Here is a 15,527-nt window from a genome sequence, read left to right as displayed (position 1 = left end):
ACGTCAATGCAATAATGATTCACATGCATTCTATTTTCTTATGACGGATACAAATGAATCATCCCTCAGGATTTGCCAGGCACCACATATGCTCCAGATTCAATCAGATAGCGTTCGGCATTTTCGATTTTATGCACAGCATCACGGCCATGGCGCGCCACCAGCATTGCCAGTAAGCACTCTGCCAGCCCCATGCCAGAGACCACTGAGGGGAAGAACGACGGACTGTCGATAGAGAATAACAGGGTGCAGTCGGCGGCCTGCGCCAGCGGGGAAACCGGTGAATCGGTAATCGCGATGATCTTTGCCCCTGCCTGCTGCGCGGCGTGTAACACATCCAGTGACTCACGGGAATAAGGCGCAAAGCTGGTCAGCAGCACACAATCCTGCGCGGTGAGTTCACGGGTAAACACTTCGATATTACTGGCCAGGCCATCAATCAACGAGACCTGACGGTTAAAGAGTCGGTAAACATAAAACAGCGACCAGGAGATGGGAAAACTGGCGCGAAAGCCGCAGATATAGACGTTATCAGCCGCATCGAGCAAGGTCACAGCTTGTTCCATTTCCGCCTGATTTTCGTTTTGCGTAAAGGCAAGATTGGCCTGATGCGCGCTAAACACCTCATCATACAGCTGCGGCTGTGTTCCTTTGGCGATCAGTTTCTCGGCCTTGGATACGTATGTATCATTGCGCAGGCCAATGTCATCAATGAAGGCATCTTTCAGTTCGCCCCAGCCGTTGTAGCCCAAACGTTGCGCCAGTCGCAGCAGCGTGGCGGGTTTGACACCGGCTTCAACGGCAAACGCACGCATCGATTGCACCACCAGCTGATTGGCATTTTGCAGAGAGAACTCAGCCGCGCGCTGCAGTTCTGGTGACAGCTCACTGAACTGGCCGACAATTTTTTCCCGAAGATTCATGGCGTTTGGTCGTTGATGGCAGATGGATGCATATAAACATAATTGCGACGGCGAGAAAACCAGACGCAGAGACGATTCATCCTGGAGCGAATGCCGTGGTGCTCCGGGCGCGGTGGCGCAATTCTTTCCAATACAGTGTGATTCGTGCCGTGGTTTAATGCCGCTCACAGAAAAAATAAGGACAGGCTTGTTGCTATGCTGCAGTTTTCAAATGGTTTTCTGCTGAGTTTATCGCTGTGCCTTGATATTGGGCTGGCCAATATCGCCATGATTACCCTCGCGATGCAGCGTGGCTATTTTCACGGTTTTTGGTTAGGGATTGGCACCTGCATTGGCGACCTGATTTATGCGCTGCTGGCGCTGGCTGGCATGGCGGTGGTGTTGCAGTTTACGGCGGTACGCTGGGTGTTGTGGATTGGCGGTGGATTATTACTACTGTGGTTCGCAGGTAAAATGTTGATCGCTGCACTGCGTAAAGACGCGGCGTTACCCCCAGCGGAGCAACAGCCTTATCGTTCGTTACTGCGCGAGTTCAGCCGTGGCGTGGTGCTGGCGATGTCATCTCCCACGGCGATTTTATGGTTTGCCAGCGTGGGCGGTGCACTGATTGCTCGCATGGGGCACGGCAGCGTCAATGCCACCTCCTCTTTCCTCGGTGGGTTCTTTATCGCGGGAGTGGTCTGGACCTGTGTGTTATGCCTGGTGGGCAGCATGGGCGGTAAGCTGTTGGGGCAGCGCCTGTTAAAATACTCCTATCTCGCCTCGGCGCTGATCTTCTGCTACTTCGCTGCCTATGTGATGGTGTCAGGCTATCGGGAGTTTGTATTGGGCTGAGGCAATTTGCTGGGCGTAATGGCGTGGCGTGGTGCCCATCACTTTGCGAAAGGCGTTAATGAAGTGGCTTTGATCGTAAAAACCCAGTTGCAGCGCGGCTTCCTGCGGATGTACCCGACGGCGCAACAGTTCCCGCGCCTGCTGTAGCCGCAATTGCATATGGTATTGCAACGGTGGCAACCCGGTGAGCTGGGTGAAACGACGCACCAGATGATATTTACTCAGCCCGGCACGTTGCGCCAGCGCATCCAGTTGCGGTTTCTCGTGCAAGTGTTCACCAAGAAACTGCTTCACCTGTTCGATAATCTGCACTTCCCCCTGCTCGGCACTCTCTTTATCGTCGAGCAGTTCACCACACAGCCACAGCAGCTGTTGTTCCAGCAGTAACTCATCTCCTGTGCGCGCGGCCTGGTTGAATTCAGTGATCGCCTGAAACAACCGCGCGTCATGGAACACCCCTTCGCGCAAAGCGGGCGCAGCGGTAGTGCCAAACATTTCGGATAAGATCACCTGCGGCAAGTGAATGCTGATAAAACTCACCGGATCATTGCTGAATAAGGAGGACTGAATCGCGCTGGGATTATAAATCGTCACCTGCCCGGCAAACACGTCAGAGACTTTGCCATCGAGCCAAATCTCTTCGCGCCCGCTGAGATTGGCACAAATTACATATTCGTCATGCAGATGACGCGGAAAGCGGCTGCCAGTGGCGTTCACGCGCGAACATTCAATGCCATTACGGCTAAACCATTCTGATGAGGAGAGCGACACGCGATAACCCGTTAAATATGGCGATGGGTTATAACAGCATCGCCAGGGTTGAATTGCAATGCTGCTGAGTTATAGCGGGCTGATTAGCTTTAGTGCCGTTTTAAAGTGTTTGCCGGGAGCCGCGTAGCGACAACGGCTCCCGACAGAGAAGGCAGCATTTAAATTCCAGCAATCCGTTTCAAATCAGCTTCTGCGCCAGGCGCCACCGCCAGCACCTGAGCGCCTTTCAGCAAACGTTCGCCTTCGGTATTGAACGGGTGATACCAGCCGCCCGCCTCTTTCACCAGGCAGTAGCCCGCCAGACAATCCCATGCGTGCATATAAGGTTCGTAATAGCCCACTACGCGGCCAGCGGCTACCCACGCCAGCATCAGTGCACCAGAGCCGATACGGATGAAGTTGCCCCCGGCTTCCAGCAATGAGGCCAGGATTTTACCCACTTCAGCGGGGCTAACGTGGCTGTTAGCGCCAAAGCCAGTGACATGGTTTTGCAGCGTGCGGTTTGGATCGACCTGCAAGCGACGACCATTCAAAGTCGCGCCTTGCCCCAGCGCCGCTACATAGCACTCCTGATAGGTGGGCGCATAGATCACCCCGATCACCGGCACGCCGTCATGCAGTACCGCGACGGAGACGCACCAGTTAGGCATGCCGTTCAAAAACGGGCTGGTGCCATCAATCGGATCGACTACCCAGGTGTATCCCGATGTGCCTTCCTGCAATCCGTACTCTTCCCCCAGGAAACCGTCGTCGGCAAACTGCGCGCGAATCTGCTGGTCGATCATCTGCTCGACTTCGCGGTCAGCACGAGACACCACATCCTGCAGATCATACTTGGTCTCGACCACCAGCGTGTCGCGATGATGGAAATACTCCAGCGCCTTCTCGCCCCCTGCGCGTGCCACTTTCTCTGCCAAAATCAAACGTGCCAGCAGCGCGTCATTCACGGTGTCACTCATTATCTGTCCTTAAATTATCCGGCAATCAGGGCTAATCCCTGAGGTTTAAAATCAATCGCCACGGCAGAAGCCAGCGGCAGACGCTGCTCCATCTGCGCATCAACGATAAACAAGGAACCGAGCGGCGTGGCCACTTCATATTCGATGTGATCACCCAGCCATGTGCTGTGGGTCACTTCGCCTTGCAAGGCTCCCTGCCCATCGCTGTGCAACGTAATAAACTGCGGACGCACCGACAATTGGGCCGAGCCGGTTGGCACGCCGTTACCGCGCACGCGATAACGCAGATTTCCCAGCCGCACCAGCGCATCGTTGCCCTCCACTTGCTCGACTTCGCACGGCAGAATGTTGGCTTCCCCCATAAAATCAGCGATGAACACCGAATTCGGGGAGTGGTACAGGCTTTCAGGTGCGCCCTGCTGGGCAATATCACCCTCTTTCATGACAATAATTTTATCAGACACCGCCAGCGCTTCTTCCTGATCGTGCGTGACATAGACTGCGGTAAAGCCAAGCCTTTGTTGTAGCTCGCGAATATCGGTGCGCACACGGCGACGCAGACGTTCATCAAGATTGGATAAGGGTTCATCCAGCAGCAGCACCTGCGGTTCCAGCACCAGCGCACGCGCCACTGCGATACGCTGTTGCTGACCGCCCGAAAGCTCAGACGGCAATCGCTGGCCCTGGTTTTCCAGTCCCACCAGTTTCAATCCTTCGCGCGCCCGGTCTTGCGCTTCCCGCTTGTTCATTCCCGAGGACTGAAGCCCATACATGATGTTGTCGAGCGCGCTCATATGGGGAAACAGCGCGTAAGATTGGAACACCATTGCCACATCGCGCTCGTTGGCAGGCAAATGTGTTACGTCTTTGCCGCCGATCAGAATGCGCCCGGAGGTGGGATGTTCAAGCCCCGCCAGCAAGCGCAACGTGGTGGTCTTACCGCAACCAGAGGGGCCCAGCAGCGTAACCAGCGTGCCAGGTTCCACCGTCAGTGACAGATCCGGCAAGGCGTTGAAGCCCGCAAAACGTTTAGTGACATGCTCAAATACCACGGAACCCGCATTGATACTGGTCATACGGTTCTCTCCTGAGTTAACGAAGTTGAAGTCGACGGCACGGCGATATCCACGGGGCGGGCAACGCGACGCAGTTTTCGCTCACCCACCAGCCACTGAAACACGCCAATGATCAGCAACATCACCACAATCAGTACTGTGGAGTAAGCAATCGCCACGCCGTACTCACCGTTTTCGACCAGCCCGACAATGTAGGAGGTCGCCATGTTGTACTGCGCACTGACAAGGAAGATCACGGCGCTAATGGAAGTAATAGCGCGAACGAAGGCATACACTAACGCGGCGCTGATCGCCGGTTTGAGCAACGGCAGCACCACTTTGCGCAGCGTGCGGAAACTGTTGGCACCGAGCGTCAATGAGGCTTCATCAAGGCTTTTATCCAGTTGGCTCATCGCCGCAATGCCCCCGCGCACCCCCACCGGCATATTACGAAACACAAAGCAGGCAATCAGGATGAGAGCCGTACCGGTGATCTCCAGCGGCGGCAAGTTGTACGCCATCACATAACTCACACCAATCACCGTGCCCGGAATAGCGAAACTCAGCATCAACAAGAATTCAAACGTCTGACGGCCGGCAAACTTCTGTCGCACAATCAGCCAGGCGGTGAGCAAGCCGACAATCGCGGTGAGCGGCGCGGCAATCAGCGCTATCTCCAGCGTGGTCCAGAACGAGTTCCACGCCACGCCGGTCCAAAGCAAATGCCCGTCACTGCTGCTGACACGGAAAGCTCGCACATAATGCTCGACAGTGAGGGCGTCATTTAGCCCCCATGACTGCACAAACCCACCGACGACGATCATGCCGTAAATCACCAACGTGAAGAGCCCCCACGGGATCACCATGCCATACACGCCATAGCGTAATAGTCTGGGCAGTTGACCATGTTTGCCGCCGTCGCCCTTACCGGTGACGGTGGCGAAATTTTTGCCGCCCAACCACCAACGCTGCAGTACGAACGCCGCCAGGGTGAAGCTGAGTAAAATCATCGCCAACACCGCTGCCCGACTGGGATCATTCTGCGCGCCGACTACCGAGAAGAAGATTTCGGTGGAGAGAACACCGTGACTGCCGCCCAGCACCATCGGGTTACCAAAATCAGCCATGCTTTCGATAAAGCTGATCAGGAAAGCGTTGGCCAGACCGGGCGCCATTAAAGGAAGGGAAATGCGGCTGAAGGTGCGCCAGCGGTTGGCGCGCAGCGTTTGTGAGGCTTCTTCCAGTGAAGGGCTTACCCCCTCGACCACACCAATCAGCACCAGAAACGCGATAGGCGTGAATGACAGCACCTGCGCAATCCAGATGCCGGTTAAACCATACAGCCATCGTCCAGGTTCGATGCCAAACAGCGCCGCCAGATATTCCGTGACCACGCCTGAACGGCCAAACAGCAGAATCAGCGCCAGACCAATCACAAACGGCGGCGTGATAATCGGCAAAATGGTCAGCATACGCAGCGCTTTTTTACAGGGCAGCGGCGTGCGCGTGGCGGCCAGCGCAAAGGCCAGCCCCAATAACGTAGAACCAGAAGCCGTCATCAGCGCCAGCCACAGTGTGCGCCAGGCCGTACCGCAGGTACCTCCTTTCAAACAGGCCAGACTCCAGATTGAAGGATCCTGAATATTGCTGATCAGTCCGTCGGGTTTAAAACTGCCATCAACGTCCTGTACCGAGACCACAAACATGCTCAGCACCGGATAAAGCACAAAAATACTGACCAGCGCGGTCAGTAATACCAGGGACGCCACCACAAAGGCATCGCCTTTCAACACGCCTCGCTCGGCCAGCGCAAAGGAAAACAGCAGCAAAAAGGTGGTCATCAACAGCAGTGCACCCGCGCCCATCGCCGGTTGGCCCTGCTCCAGTGCCCCGAAGCGGTTTTCCAGCCATAACCAGCTCCAGCCGCTGTAGCCGATGGCATGTCCTTCAATCACCAGAAAAATGACGCCCAGTGCGCTAAATAACAGCATCAGGCGGCTGCGGGCGCCAGAGGGAAGTAATCCACACGCGGCACAGAGCGCGAACAAGGTCAGTGCAATCGCCAGCCACGGATGTGAGCTGACCTGCCACAAGGCGGGCGCATTAGCAGGATCGCGCCACAAATTGAACAACCAGCCGCCATCAAAAAAGCCGGCTTCCAGGCTATACCACGGCAGCAAGAGTAGAGATGCCAGGCCGATCAACAGTGCGCCGGTAAGCCGACGATTATTTGCATGCATAAAACACCTCAAGAGGGAGAGTCTGCCTCTCCGGCTCGCAGTGGAATGATGTGTTGAAAGGCGCCACGGCAAGGATAGGATCTCGCAGGATGTGGCGCGGGTTCACGCAGTCAGGCCATCACTGTGCGCTGGCACCAATCTCTTTATCCCAGCGGCTGAGCAGCGCTTTGCGTTTAGCGGAGTCGCCATAAGTTTTGAAGTCGTAATCGATCAGCTTGATGTTTTCGAAGCGTGGGGCGTATTCCGAGATTTCAGCGTTACGATTTGACGGCAGCTGGAAGGATTTCGCTTCCTTCATATGCGACTGCGCCTCTGCGCTAAGCGCCCAGTCGTACCAGACTTTGGCATTCGCCAGGTTGCGCGCCCCTTTCACAATCGACATTGAGCCGATTTCATAGCCTGTGCCTTCACAGGGCGCCACGGTTTTGATCGGGAAGCCATCCACTTGCATTGCAACGGCATCATGCATGAACACGATACCGACCGTGGTTTCACCTCGCGCCGCGGCTTTCACCGGTGCAGAGCCAGACTTGGTGTATTGCGAAATGTTGGCATTAAGTTTTTTCAGGTAGTCGAAGGCCTGATCTTCCCCCATGATTTGCACCAGGGTGGCCAGTGTGTTGTAGGCGGTACCGGAGGAGTTAGGGTTAGCGATTTGAATTTCCCCCTTAAAGCCGGGATCCAGCAGATCTTTCCAGCAAGTGGGTTCTTTCAGTTTTTTATCGGCTAACAGTTTGGTGTTATAGCCCCAACCCAGTGCACCCGCGTAAATTCCCACCGTGCGATAGCCCGAGTTTTCAGCCTGTTTTTGTGCCCAATCCTGCTGCTGGTCAAGCAGTGGAGATTTGTACACTTGTGTTAACCCCTCATCGGCCGCCTGCATATGCGGATCGCCGGTACCGGCCCACCAGATATCGGTACGCGGATTACGCGCTTCACTGCGTAAACGCGCATACGCTTCCCCCGCCGACAAACGCACCATACTGACTTTGATATCTGGATGGTTCTGGCTGAAGATACGTGTCATGTGTTCACACACCACCACGTCAGCGGAACAAACCATGTTGAGGTTGCCTGCCGCAGAGGCAGCGAAAGGCAGTGCAGTACAAGAGAGGGATAGTGCGACGGCGATTGAGGTGGCTCGCATGGTGTTCTCCTTTGATTGTAGGGTGGTGCTTCACTGGCACCTTTTTTGCACATCTGTGCAAAGTAGTAATGAACAAAAAAACAGCTGTCAAATGGCTTGCGATGCAATTGATAGGTTGTGTCACAAAAATGCAACAAATTAGATTCTGAACGGTTTGCACAGCTTTGCAATTTGAGGCAGACTCTTTTTCAACCGATGTTTGCACAGGAGTTGAGCATGCAGAGTGAGAAAACCGTGGTCAGTGCGCAGGATGTGGCAGAACGCGCTGGCGTATCACGCTCAGCGGTATCACGCGTGTTTACACCGGGTGCCAGCGTGTCCTCTGCCATGCGAATCCGCGTCATGAAAGCCGCGCAAGAACTCGGCTATCACGTCAACCATCTGGCGCGCGGCCTGGTGCGTAATCGCAGTGGAATTGTGTGCTTAGTGGTATCGGAGATCGCTACCCCCTATCGCGCCAGCCTGGTGCGCTGGCTGACCCAGTTTCTGCAGGAAGCGGGAAAAATTGCCATGCTGATCAATACGGATCGTTCCGATAACAGCGTGTCAGCCGCGTTACAGCAGGCGATTAACTTCCGTGCGGACGCCTCGATCATCCTTTCCGGTATGCCGGATCGCACCATCACGCGTCAGTGTTATCAGCATGGTCAGCGCATCATTTTGATTAACCGCGATGAAGCACTACCCGGTTCACTCAGCATCAATCTGGATGCACAGCGAGCCGCTGCCACAGCGGTGATGGCGTTTCAGCGTGCTGGCTGTCGCCACCTCGCCTTTGCTAACTCCCTGGCGGGCACACCCAGTCTGATGAAACGGGAAGCGGCATTCGTTGCCGAAGCGCAGCGCGTTGGGATGACGGTTACCGTTGAGCGCTTTGGCTCCACCTCTTATGAAAGCGGGCGGTTTTTGGCCCACCGATTGCTGACTCAGCATCAACGACCCGACGCCGTGTTTTGCGTGACCGACCTGGTTGCTTGCGGATTTATGGATGAAGCGCGCCACCGTTTCGCCCTGCGCGTGCCGGAAGATTTGTGCCTGATTGGCTATGACAACATTGCGCAAGCAGGCTGGTCTTCCTATAACCTCACCACCTTTGCCCAACCGGTTGAGCTGTTTGCGCGTGATGCCGTGAACTGGCTGATGCAAACCGAAGCCGATGAAACCGGCTTTACTCCGCAAACCGAGCAACAGCATGACAGCTTGCTGTACCAGGCCGATGTAGTGTGGCGCGGGTCGGTGCGGGGCGCCTAAGCCCAGCATGATATCCAACCCTGTTCTGCATAGGCGCAACGTTCTCGCATAAGGATCACGATGAACCTTCCCAGGAATCAGATTTCCGCAGGCCTGTTGATTGCCTGTTCTATGTGGCTAAGCGCCCTACCGGCACACGCTGAAGCGCAGTATCAGCTGGAAAAGGTCGTGGAACTAAGCCGACATGGTATTCGCCCACCCACGTCTGGCAACCGTAAAGAGATTGAAGCAGCGACTCAACGCCCGTGGACAATCTGGACCACACACGATGGCGAGTTGACCGGGCATGGCTACGCTGCCGTGGTGAACAAGGGGCGCTGGGAAGGCGATCATTATCGTCAGTTGGGTTTATTGACGTCAGACTGCCCACAGGCACAAGAGGTGTATGTTCGCGCCAGCCCGTTGCAACGCACCCGCGCCACTGCCCAGGCGCTGGTGGATGGTGCATTTCCAGGCTGTGGCGTTACGGTGCATCACGTGGCGGGTGAGGATGATCCCCTGTTCCAGACCGAAGCGTTTCCGGCTACCGATACCGATCCCGCACAACAACTTGCCGCCGTGACCGCTACGACGGGGAATCTGGTCGCACGTCAGCAGGCGCTACAACCTGCCGTTCAGGCATTAAAAAGTGCTGTCTGTCAGCCAGGCAGCGATTGCTCGGTCTTTGACAAACCGTGGCAGATCAAGCAGAGCAAGAGCGGCAAGACCTATGTGCAGGGATTGAGTGTTCTTGCCAGCATGGTGGAGACGTTGCGTCTGGGCTGGAGTGAGAACCTGCCGGCAGATCAACTGGCCTGGGGCAATATCACCCACTCTACACAGATAACCGCTGTATTACCGCTGTTAACCGCTAATTACGACCTCAGTAACGACGTGCTGTATACGGCGAAAAAGCGTGGCTCCATTCTGCTGAATGAAATGATTCAGGGTGTTGAACAGGGTGTCAGCCCCGTTTCAGATGCCGTGCCGTATGCACGCTGGCTGCTGTTTGTCGCACATGACACTAACATCGCGATGGTGCGCACGTTGATGGGCTTCACCTGGACTTTGCCGGGTTACACGCGCGGGAATATTCCGCCCGGCAGTAGCCTGGTGTTTGAACGCTGGCGCGATAAGCAGAGTGGCGAGCGCTGGCTGCATGTTTATTTCCAGGCACAAAGCCTCGACGACCTTCGTCATCTGCAGTCCGTCAATCAGGCGCATCCGCTGCTGCGAGAAGAGTGGCGAGCGCCTGACTGTCGGGTCACCGAGGTGGGTACGCTTTGTCCAATGGCATCCACGTTAGCGAAATTCGGTCAGCAACTTGATCCTACCGCCATTACGCCGATCAGTTACGCGCCATAACGCAAACCTGTTTCACCACGCCGCGCAACCAGCGATGCGCGGCATCATTCTCCAGTCGAGGATGCCACATTTGTGACACTGTCATTTCCGGCGTGGCAAAGGGCAACTCAACCATCGCTAACGCCTGGCTGTGAGCGATCAATGGGTGATGTGCAACCAGCGAACGGGGCACCAGCGCCACCCAATCCGAATCGACCACCAGCGCCACAGCGGCAGAGAAAGCCGGCACAACAGCAACAACCTTGCGCTGCAATCCGGCTTGCTCGATGGCGTCATGGATCGGTCCCCCCCGTTCTGCGCGACGAGACGCCACAATATGGCCAAATCGGGCCAATTGGGTGATGTCCATCTGCTGTGTCAATGGATGGCCCGCGCGCGCCACGCCGACAAAACGATCGCGAAACAGCGCCTGCAAGCGGATTTCAGGCCCCATATTGCCGAGCACGCCAATCTCTATATCAATGCTGCCATCACGCAATTCACGATCACTTTTCTCCGGCTTTGCCACAAAGACCAACTCGACCTTCGGTGCCTGCGCGGTCACAGCAGCAATCAACGCACTGCCAAACGCTTCGACAAAGCCTTCGTTGGTGCGCAACCTAAAACAGCGATTCAGTTGTGCTAAATCCAGCGTTTCAGCATCCGGGCTGAGCACGGCATGTGCTTCCCGCAACGTACGGTGCGTCCGTTCCCGTATCGCTTCTGCATAAGGGGTCATCACCATCTGGCGGCCGGCCCGTACCAATAACGCATCGCCCGTGACATTGCGCAGGCGACCCAGCGTGCGGCTCATCGCGGATTCGCTCAGGTTCAACTGACGTGCCGCCCCCACCACGCTGCCCGTGGTGAGCAGCGCGTCGAGTGCCGTGAGTAAATTCAGATCGGTGGTGTTCATGGACACTATCCTGCTGGATGTCGAGCGGCATAACAAGGCGTTTGGTGCATGTTACCACTGCATAGGCTGCGTGTTCCGCCTCCCCTCACTCCGCGCTAGACTTTTCTTAAGAACTCAACTGAGGAACACAGGATGAAAACATTATTGATTGGCGCGTCACGCGGGTTGGGATTCGCACTGGCAGAAACCATGCTACAGCGAGGCTACCAGGTTGTGGCCACCGGGCGAGCCCATTCTACCGATAAACTGGCGCAGCTGGCTGCGCGCTATCCGCAACAGCTGACGGTAGAAACGGTGGATATCACTGAACCCGAGCAGGTTCGCGCTCTGCATCAACGCCTGGCGGGCACGGAGTTTGACATGCTGTTCGTCAATGCCGGGGTGAAAAATGACGATCGGGAAACGATAGCCGATGTTTCAACCGAGGAGTTCACCCGTGTGATGGTGACCAACGCGCTCAGCCCATTACGCGTGATCGAGACATTCAAAGATCGGGTCAGCCCCAGCGGCACGATTGCCGTGATGTCCTCCGGTCAGGGCAGTCTGACCAACAACACCAATGGCAACTACGAGGTGTATCGCGGTAGCAAAGCAGCCTTGAACATGTTTATGCGCAGCTTTGCCGCCCGTCATCAGGATGCGCGCACGCTGCTGTTGATGGCACCGGGCTGGGTGCAAACCGATATGGGCGGGCCGGAAGCTCGCCTGACCATCGATGAAAGCATCCCCAATCTGCTCAACACGATGGAAGCCTATGCGGGTCGCACCGGGCTGCATTATCTCGATTATCTGGGTCGCGTCGTGCCGTGGTGAAGTCAAAGGGATGCGCCGGACGCTGCAGCCCGGAGCCTGAAGTCTGAAGTCTGAAGTCTGATGTCTGATGTCTGAAGCCTGAGCCTGAATTCTGAACGCCAGACTAAATCTTCCGCTGCAGCAGACTGCACAAAATCTCCCGCAGCCAGCGGTTTGCCGGATCGTCATGCTGCGCGTTGTGCCACAACAAAGACAGTTCATAATCCGGCATTTCAACCGGCACGGGCGCAGCATTTAAGCCATAGCGTTGGCACCACGCGGGAGCCAGCCCCTGCGGTACAGTGGCGAACAGCGGCAACTGCTGGAGTAGCAGCGGTAAGCTGGAAAAGTGCGGCGTGACATAGCGTACACGTCTGGATTTACCCAGGCGCTGCAAAGCATGGTCAAGGGCACTTTCGCTGGCACCGCGATAAGACACCAGCGCATGCTGATGACCGACAAACTGAGCCAGTGTAAGGCGTTCCAGTGCAATTTGCTGGCAGCTCCACACAGTGCGAAAACCCGCCGGGCCGATTTTCTCGCGGGTTAAGTCGCGACTGGCTTCATTCCCAACGGTGATTACCACATCTGCCTGCTGCTGCTCCATTAACGGAATCGCCTGCCAGGGATCGGCAGCGACGACATGAATATCTACACCGGGCGCGGCAGTGGCAAGTTCCGCTAACAAATCAGGCATCAACCACTGTTCCAGCCAATCGCTGATGCCGATGCGAAAACGGCGGTTATCACGCTGTGGATCAAATGCATCGGGCGTGAAAATCACCCGATGCAGCCCCTGCATCAGCGGTGCGAACTGCTGCACTAATTGTTCGGCACGCGGCGTCGGTGTCATGCCGTATGACGTGCGGATAAACAGCGCATCATCGAACATTTCACGCAACCTTTTCAAAGCGGCACTCACCGCTGGCTGGCCGAGGTAAAGGCGGTTGGCGGCCTGCGTGACGCTGCGTACCTCGTACATCACCATCAACACCACCAGCAGATTGAGGTCGATACGAGAGAAATCATTTTCATTGATGTTATTCATGATTTTAATCGATTTAAATAATGTTCTCCGCCTCAGTATAGTGACTTTCAACTTACTGTCACGGACGCTGTTGAACGCGTCCTCTATCAAGTGGAGCACAGCATGAAGATTCAGGTGGGCGAGTGCCGGGTTGAAAAAATCACTGAGCAGCGCGCCGCTTTTCCGTTTGGGGCGTTGTTTAAGGCACATCGTTCTGAGATGAGTGACGCCTTTGCCGAACAGCCGGCTGAAGTGTCGATACACAGCTGGGTGGTGCGTACCGCTGAACACACTATTCTGATTGATACCGCAACCGGCAATGGGCGCAATCGGGATAACAAACCATTATTCCATCAGCTGAATACGCCTTATGTCGAAAATCTGGCACGGGCGGGCGTTGATCCTGCTGAAGTCACGCTGGTATTGATGACGCACATCCATACCGATCATGTTGGCTGGAACACCCACTGGGTTGACGGCCAGTGGCAGCCGATGTTCCCTAATGCGCGTTATGTCTGCTCGGCGATTGAATTGCAGCACTGTCAGGACGATCCCGCCAGTCAGGAACTGTATCGCGACAGTATTCTGCCGCTCATCGAGCGCGGCCAGTTGCAGACCATCGATGTGCCGGAATCTCCGCTGTTCGCCGGCGTGCTGCGCTATATTTCCACGCCGGGTCACAGCATCGATCACGCCTCGATTGTGCTGGAAAGCCAGGGTGAATATGCGATTTTCCCGGGTGATGTGATGCACCATCCTGTGCAGTTTCAACACCCGCACTGGAACTCGCTCTTCTGTGAAGACCTTCCGCTCGCGATGGCTTCACGTCAACGCGTTATAGACTGGTGCCAGCAACATCAGGCAATCTGGTTCAGTTCCCATTTCCACAGCAGCTCTTTGGGCCGTGTTACGCCTGATGGGCAATGGAGTCCAATCGAGGATTGACCGGATGCAATACGCTGACTATCTCACCGCGTCGCTCAGCGACTTAAACCAGGCACTGCAACGCGGTGACGTCACTGCACGCGAGCTGACCGACTATGCACTGCAACGCATAAGCGAGGCAGACCAGCCGCGCTACAACGCCATCACCTGGCTGTTTGCTGATGAGGCGCGTGCAGCAGCAGAACGGAGTGATAAACGCCGCCAACGCGGTGAGGCGTGGGGTCCGCTGGACGGCGTACCGGTGCTGATTAAAGACAATATTGAAGTGCGCGGCTGGCCCACCAGCGCGGGTTCGGTGATGTTGCGCGACGTCATCGCTGATAACAATGCTCCGCTGGTCACCACACTGCGCAATCAAGGCGCGATTTTGATCGGCAAAACTGCGATGCATGAACTGGCAGCGGGCATTACTGGCGCCTCATCGCTGAGCGGCTTTACTCACAATGCCTGGCTGCAAGGACGCTCACCGGGCGGATCGAGCAGCGGCTCTGCAGTTGCCGTTGCCGCCGGTTATGTGCCGCTCGCCATTGGCAGCGACACAGCAGGTTCGGTGCGTATACCCGCGGCGTTTAATGGCCTGTTCGGCTTACGCATGACGCGAGGTGCACTTAGCACATCCGGAATTGTGCCGCTGTCACCCACTCAGGATATCCCCGGCCCGCTGACACGCAGCGCGGCCGATCTGCGCATCGCCAGCGAAGTGCTTAGCGGCAAGACGTTTACTACGGAGGGAGAAGCATTACGGGTCGGCATCTGGCAGGAGGGATTTGCCGCTGATGAAGATGAGATTAACCAGGCGGTGCAGGCTGCCGTGGCTGGGTTCGCGCCTGCCACGCTGAGCTGGCCAGAATTAGAGACGTTAGCGGCTGATGCCAATATCATCGGCTATGAATTTGCTGAAGCGCTGGCGAAGTATTTAGCCGATAAGCCGCAGGCGCAGTTCCATACCCTGCCGGATATCACTGCGTCCGGGCTGTATCATCCTCAGCTCGAAACCGTGTTTAAGACCCGCGCGGTACATCCTGGCACGGCCAGCGAAGGTTATGCACGGGTGCAGCAGCGCCAGCATGATCTTTACCAGCAGTTGGTGGCGATGTTCGACCAGCACAACATTAACCTGCTGGCCTACCCGGTGGTGCGCCGTGCGCCAGTCAAACACGGCGAGATGCCGGAAGGCAGCAATGCGCTGGTTTCCGCAGTGACTGGCGCGCCAGCCATTTCGATTCCCGCAGGCCTCAGTCAAGATGGGGTGCCAATTGGCGTCGAATTGCTGGCGCTGCGTGGCCGGGAAGATTTGTTGTTGCGCGCGGCTGAAATCATCGAGTTGCGCAGTCGCTAAAGAAA

General features: G+C 56.1%; 14 protein-coding genes. 6 read left to right on the top strand and 8 right to left on the bottom strand.

The features are described 5' to 3' along the window. Positions 1-65: 65 nt before the first annotated feature. Positions 66-923, bottom strand: a complete 858-nt coding sequence (locus F3J37_RS07150) for a MurR/RpiR family transcriptional regulator (RefSeq protein WP_166932706.1) — start codon at positions 921-923, stop codon at positions 66-68. Between the two features lie 195 nt (positions 924-1,118). Here F3J37_RS07150 and F3J37_RS07145 point away from each other — a divergent pair, with 195 nt between their 5' ends. Continuing rightward, positions 1,119-1,757: a LysE family translocator gene (locus F3J37_RS07145; protein WP_166932705.1), complete on the top strand. Its 639-nt coding sequence runs from the start codon at positions 1,119-1,121 to the stop codon at positions 1,755-1,757. Here F3J37_RS07145 and F3J37_RS07140 read toward each other — a convergent pair. From F3J37_RS07140 to F3J37_RS07120, 5 genes are all read right to left on the bottom strand, one after another. Next, the gene (locus tag F3J37_RS07140) at positions 1,728-2,528 is read right to left on the bottom strand and encodes an AraC family transcriptional regulator (protein ID WP_166932703.1); all 801 of its coding nucleotides are present in this window, start codon (positions 2,526-2,528) and stop codon (positions 1,728-1,730) included. The two genes, F3J37_RS07145 and F3J37_RS07140, sit on opposite strands and share 30 nt — an antisense overlap. Positions 2,529-2,686: 158 nt before the next feature. Further along, positions 2,687-3,487 carry an inositol monophosphatase family protein gene (locus F3J37_RS07135; RefSeq protein ID WP_160867140.1) on the bottom strand — a complete coding sequence of 267 codons (801 nt, stop codon included), beginning with the start codon at positions 3,485-3,487 and terminating at the stop codon, positions 2,687-2,689. Between the two features lie 14 nt (positions 3,488-3,501). Next, positions 3,502-4,563, bottom strand: coding sequence for an ABC transporter ATP-binding protein (locus F3J37_RS07130; protein ID WP_097118858.1), 1,062 nt, complete (start codon positions 4,561-4,563; stop codon positions 3,502-3,504). Next, a complete protein-coding gene (locus tag F3J37_RS07125; protein WP_166932701.1) occupies positions 4,560-6,782 on the bottom strand; it encodes an ABC transporter permease in 2,223 nt (740 codons plus the stop codon). Before F3J37_RS07125 ends, F3J37_RS07130 begins: the two co-directional genes overlap by 4 nt. Before the next feature lie 118 nt (positions 6,783-6,900). After that, the gene (locus tag F3J37_RS07120) at positions 6,901-7,929 is read right to left on the bottom strand and encodes an ABC transporter substrate-binding protein (protein ID WP_166932699.1); all 1,029 of its coding nucleotides are present in this window, start codon (positions 7,927-7,929) and stop codon (positions 6,901-6,903) included. A gap of 216 nt (positions 7,930-8,145) precedes the next feature. On the opposite strand from F3J37_RS07120, the gene F3J37_RS07115 reads away from it, so the two are divergent. Beyond that, the gene (locus F3J37_RS07115) at positions 8,146-9,180 is read left to right on the top strand and encodes a LacI family DNA-binding transcriptional regulator (RefSeq protein ID WP_166932697.1); all 1,035 of its coding nucleotides are present in this window, start codon (positions 8,146-8,148) and stop codon (positions 9,178-9,180) included. A gap of 60 nt (positions 9,181-9,240) precedes the next feature. Then, a complete protein-coding gene (locus F3J37_RS07110) occupies positions 9,241-10,524 on the top strand; it encodes a histidine-type phosphatase (protein ID WP_166932695.1) in 1,284 nt (427 codons plus the stop codon). Here F3J37_RS07110 and F3J37_RS07105 read toward each other — a convergent pair. Further along, the gene (locus F3J37_RS07105; protein WP_166932694.1) at positions 10,508-11,419 is read right to left on the bottom strand and encodes a LysR family transcriptional regulator; all 912 of its coding nucleotides are present in this window, start codon (positions 11,417-11,419) and stop codon (positions 10,508-10,510) included. The two genes, F3J37_RS07110 and F3J37_RS07105, sit on opposite strands and share 17 nt — an antisense overlap. Before the next feature lie 132 nt (positions 11,420-11,551). Between F3J37_RS07105 and F3J37_RS07100 the strand changes: the two genes are divergently transcribed. Continuing rightward, positions 11,552-12,232 carry an SDR family NAD(P)-dependent oxidoreductase gene (locus F3J37_RS07100; protein WP_166932692.1) on the top strand — a complete coding sequence of 227 codons (681 nt, stop codon included), beginning with the start codon at positions 11,552-11,554 and terminating at the stop codon, positions 12,230-12,232. A gap of 103 nt (positions 12,233-12,335) precedes the next feature. Here F3J37_RS07100 and F3J37_RS07095 read toward each other — a convergent pair whose 3' ends face one another. Beyond that, positions 12,336-13,259 carry a LysR family transcriptional regulator gene (locus F3J37_RS07095; RefSeq protein WP_166932691.1) on the bottom strand — a complete coding sequence of 308 codons (924 nt, stop codon included), beginning with the start codon at positions 13,257-13,259 and terminating at the stop codon, positions 12,336-12,338. A gap of 102 nt (positions 13,260-13,361) precedes the next feature. On the opposite strand from F3J37_RS07095, the gene F3J37_RS07090 reads away from it, so the two are divergent. Further along, positions 13,362-14,183: an MBL fold metallo-hydrolase gene (locus F3J37_RS07090; RefSeq protein ID WP_166932689.1), complete on the top strand. Its 822-nt coding sequence runs from the start codon at positions 13,362-13,364 to the stop codon at positions 14,181-14,183. A gap of 4 nt (positions 14,184-14,187) precedes the next feature. Continuing rightward, a complete protein-coding gene (locus tag F3J37_RS07085) occupies positions 14,188-15,522 on the top strand; it encodes an amidase (RefSeq protein ID WP_166932687.1) in 1,335 nt (444 codons plus the stop codon). Positions 15,523-15,527: the final 5 nt, after the last annotated feature.

This window comes from Candidatus Pantoea communis (assembly GCF_011752685.1).
Taxonomy (GTDB): Bacteria; Pseudomonadota; Gammaproteobacteria; order Enterobacterales; family Enterobacteriaceae; genus Pantoea; species Pantoea communis.
The sequence above is the reverse complement of the archived record's forward strand: the minus strand, read 5'-3'. Positions and strand labels throughout refer to the sequence as shown.

Bases quoted from the DNA above. Each gene is read 5' to 3' on its own strand.
- F3J37_RS07150 (WP_166932706.1), bottom strand. From the start codon at position 923: ATGAATCTTCGGGAAAAAATTGTCGGCCAGTTCAGTGAGCTGTCACCA.
- F3J37_RS07145 (WP_166932705.1), top strand. From the start codon at position 1,119: ATGCTGCAGTTTTCAAATGGTTTTCTGCTGAGTTTATCGCTGTGCCTT.
- F3J37_RS07135 (WP_160867140.1), bottom strand. From the start codon at position 3,487: ATGAGTGACACCGTGAATGACGCGCTGCTGGCACGTTTGATTTTGGCA.
- F3J37_RS07130 (WP_097118858.1), bottom strand. From the start codon at position 4,563: ATGACCAGTATCAATGCGGGTTCCGTGGTATTTGAGCATGTCACTAAA.
- F3J37_RS07125 (WP_166932701.1), bottom strand. From the start codon at position 6,782: ATGCATGCAAATAATCGTCGGCTTACCGGCGCACTGTTGATCGGCCTG.
- F3J37_RS07120 (WP_166932699.1), bottom strand. From the start codon at position 7,929: ATGCGAGCCACCTCAATCGCCGTCGCACTATCCCTCTCTTGTACTGCA.
- F3J37_RS07115 (WP_166932697.1), top strand. From the start codon at position 8,146: ATGCAGAGTGAGAAAACCGTGGTCAGTGCGCAGGATGTGGCAGAACGC.
- F3J37_RS07110 (WP_166932695.1), top strand. From the start codon at position 9,241: ATGAACCTTCCCAGGAATCAGATTTCCGCAGGCCTGTTGATTGCCTGT.
- F3J37_RS07105 (WP_166932694.1), bottom strand. From the start codon at position 11,419: ATGAACACCACCGATCTGAATTTACTCACGGCACTCGACGCGCTGCTC.
- F3J37_RS07100 (WP_166932692.1), top strand. From the start codon at position 11,552: ATGAAAACATTATTGATTGGCGCGTCACGCGGGTTGGGATTCGCACTG.
- F3J37_RS07095 (WP_166932691.1), bottom strand. From the start codon at position 13,259: ATGAATAACATCAATGAAAATGATTTCTCTCGTATCGACCTCAATCTG.
- F3J37_RS07090 (WP_166932689.1), top strand. From the start codon at position 13,362: ATGAAGATTCAGGTGGGCGAGTGCCGGGTTGAAAAAATCACTGAGCAG.
- F3J37_RS07085 (WP_166932687.1), top strand. From the start codon at position 14,188: ATGCAATACGCTGACTATCTCACCGCGTCGCTCAGCGACTTAAACCAG.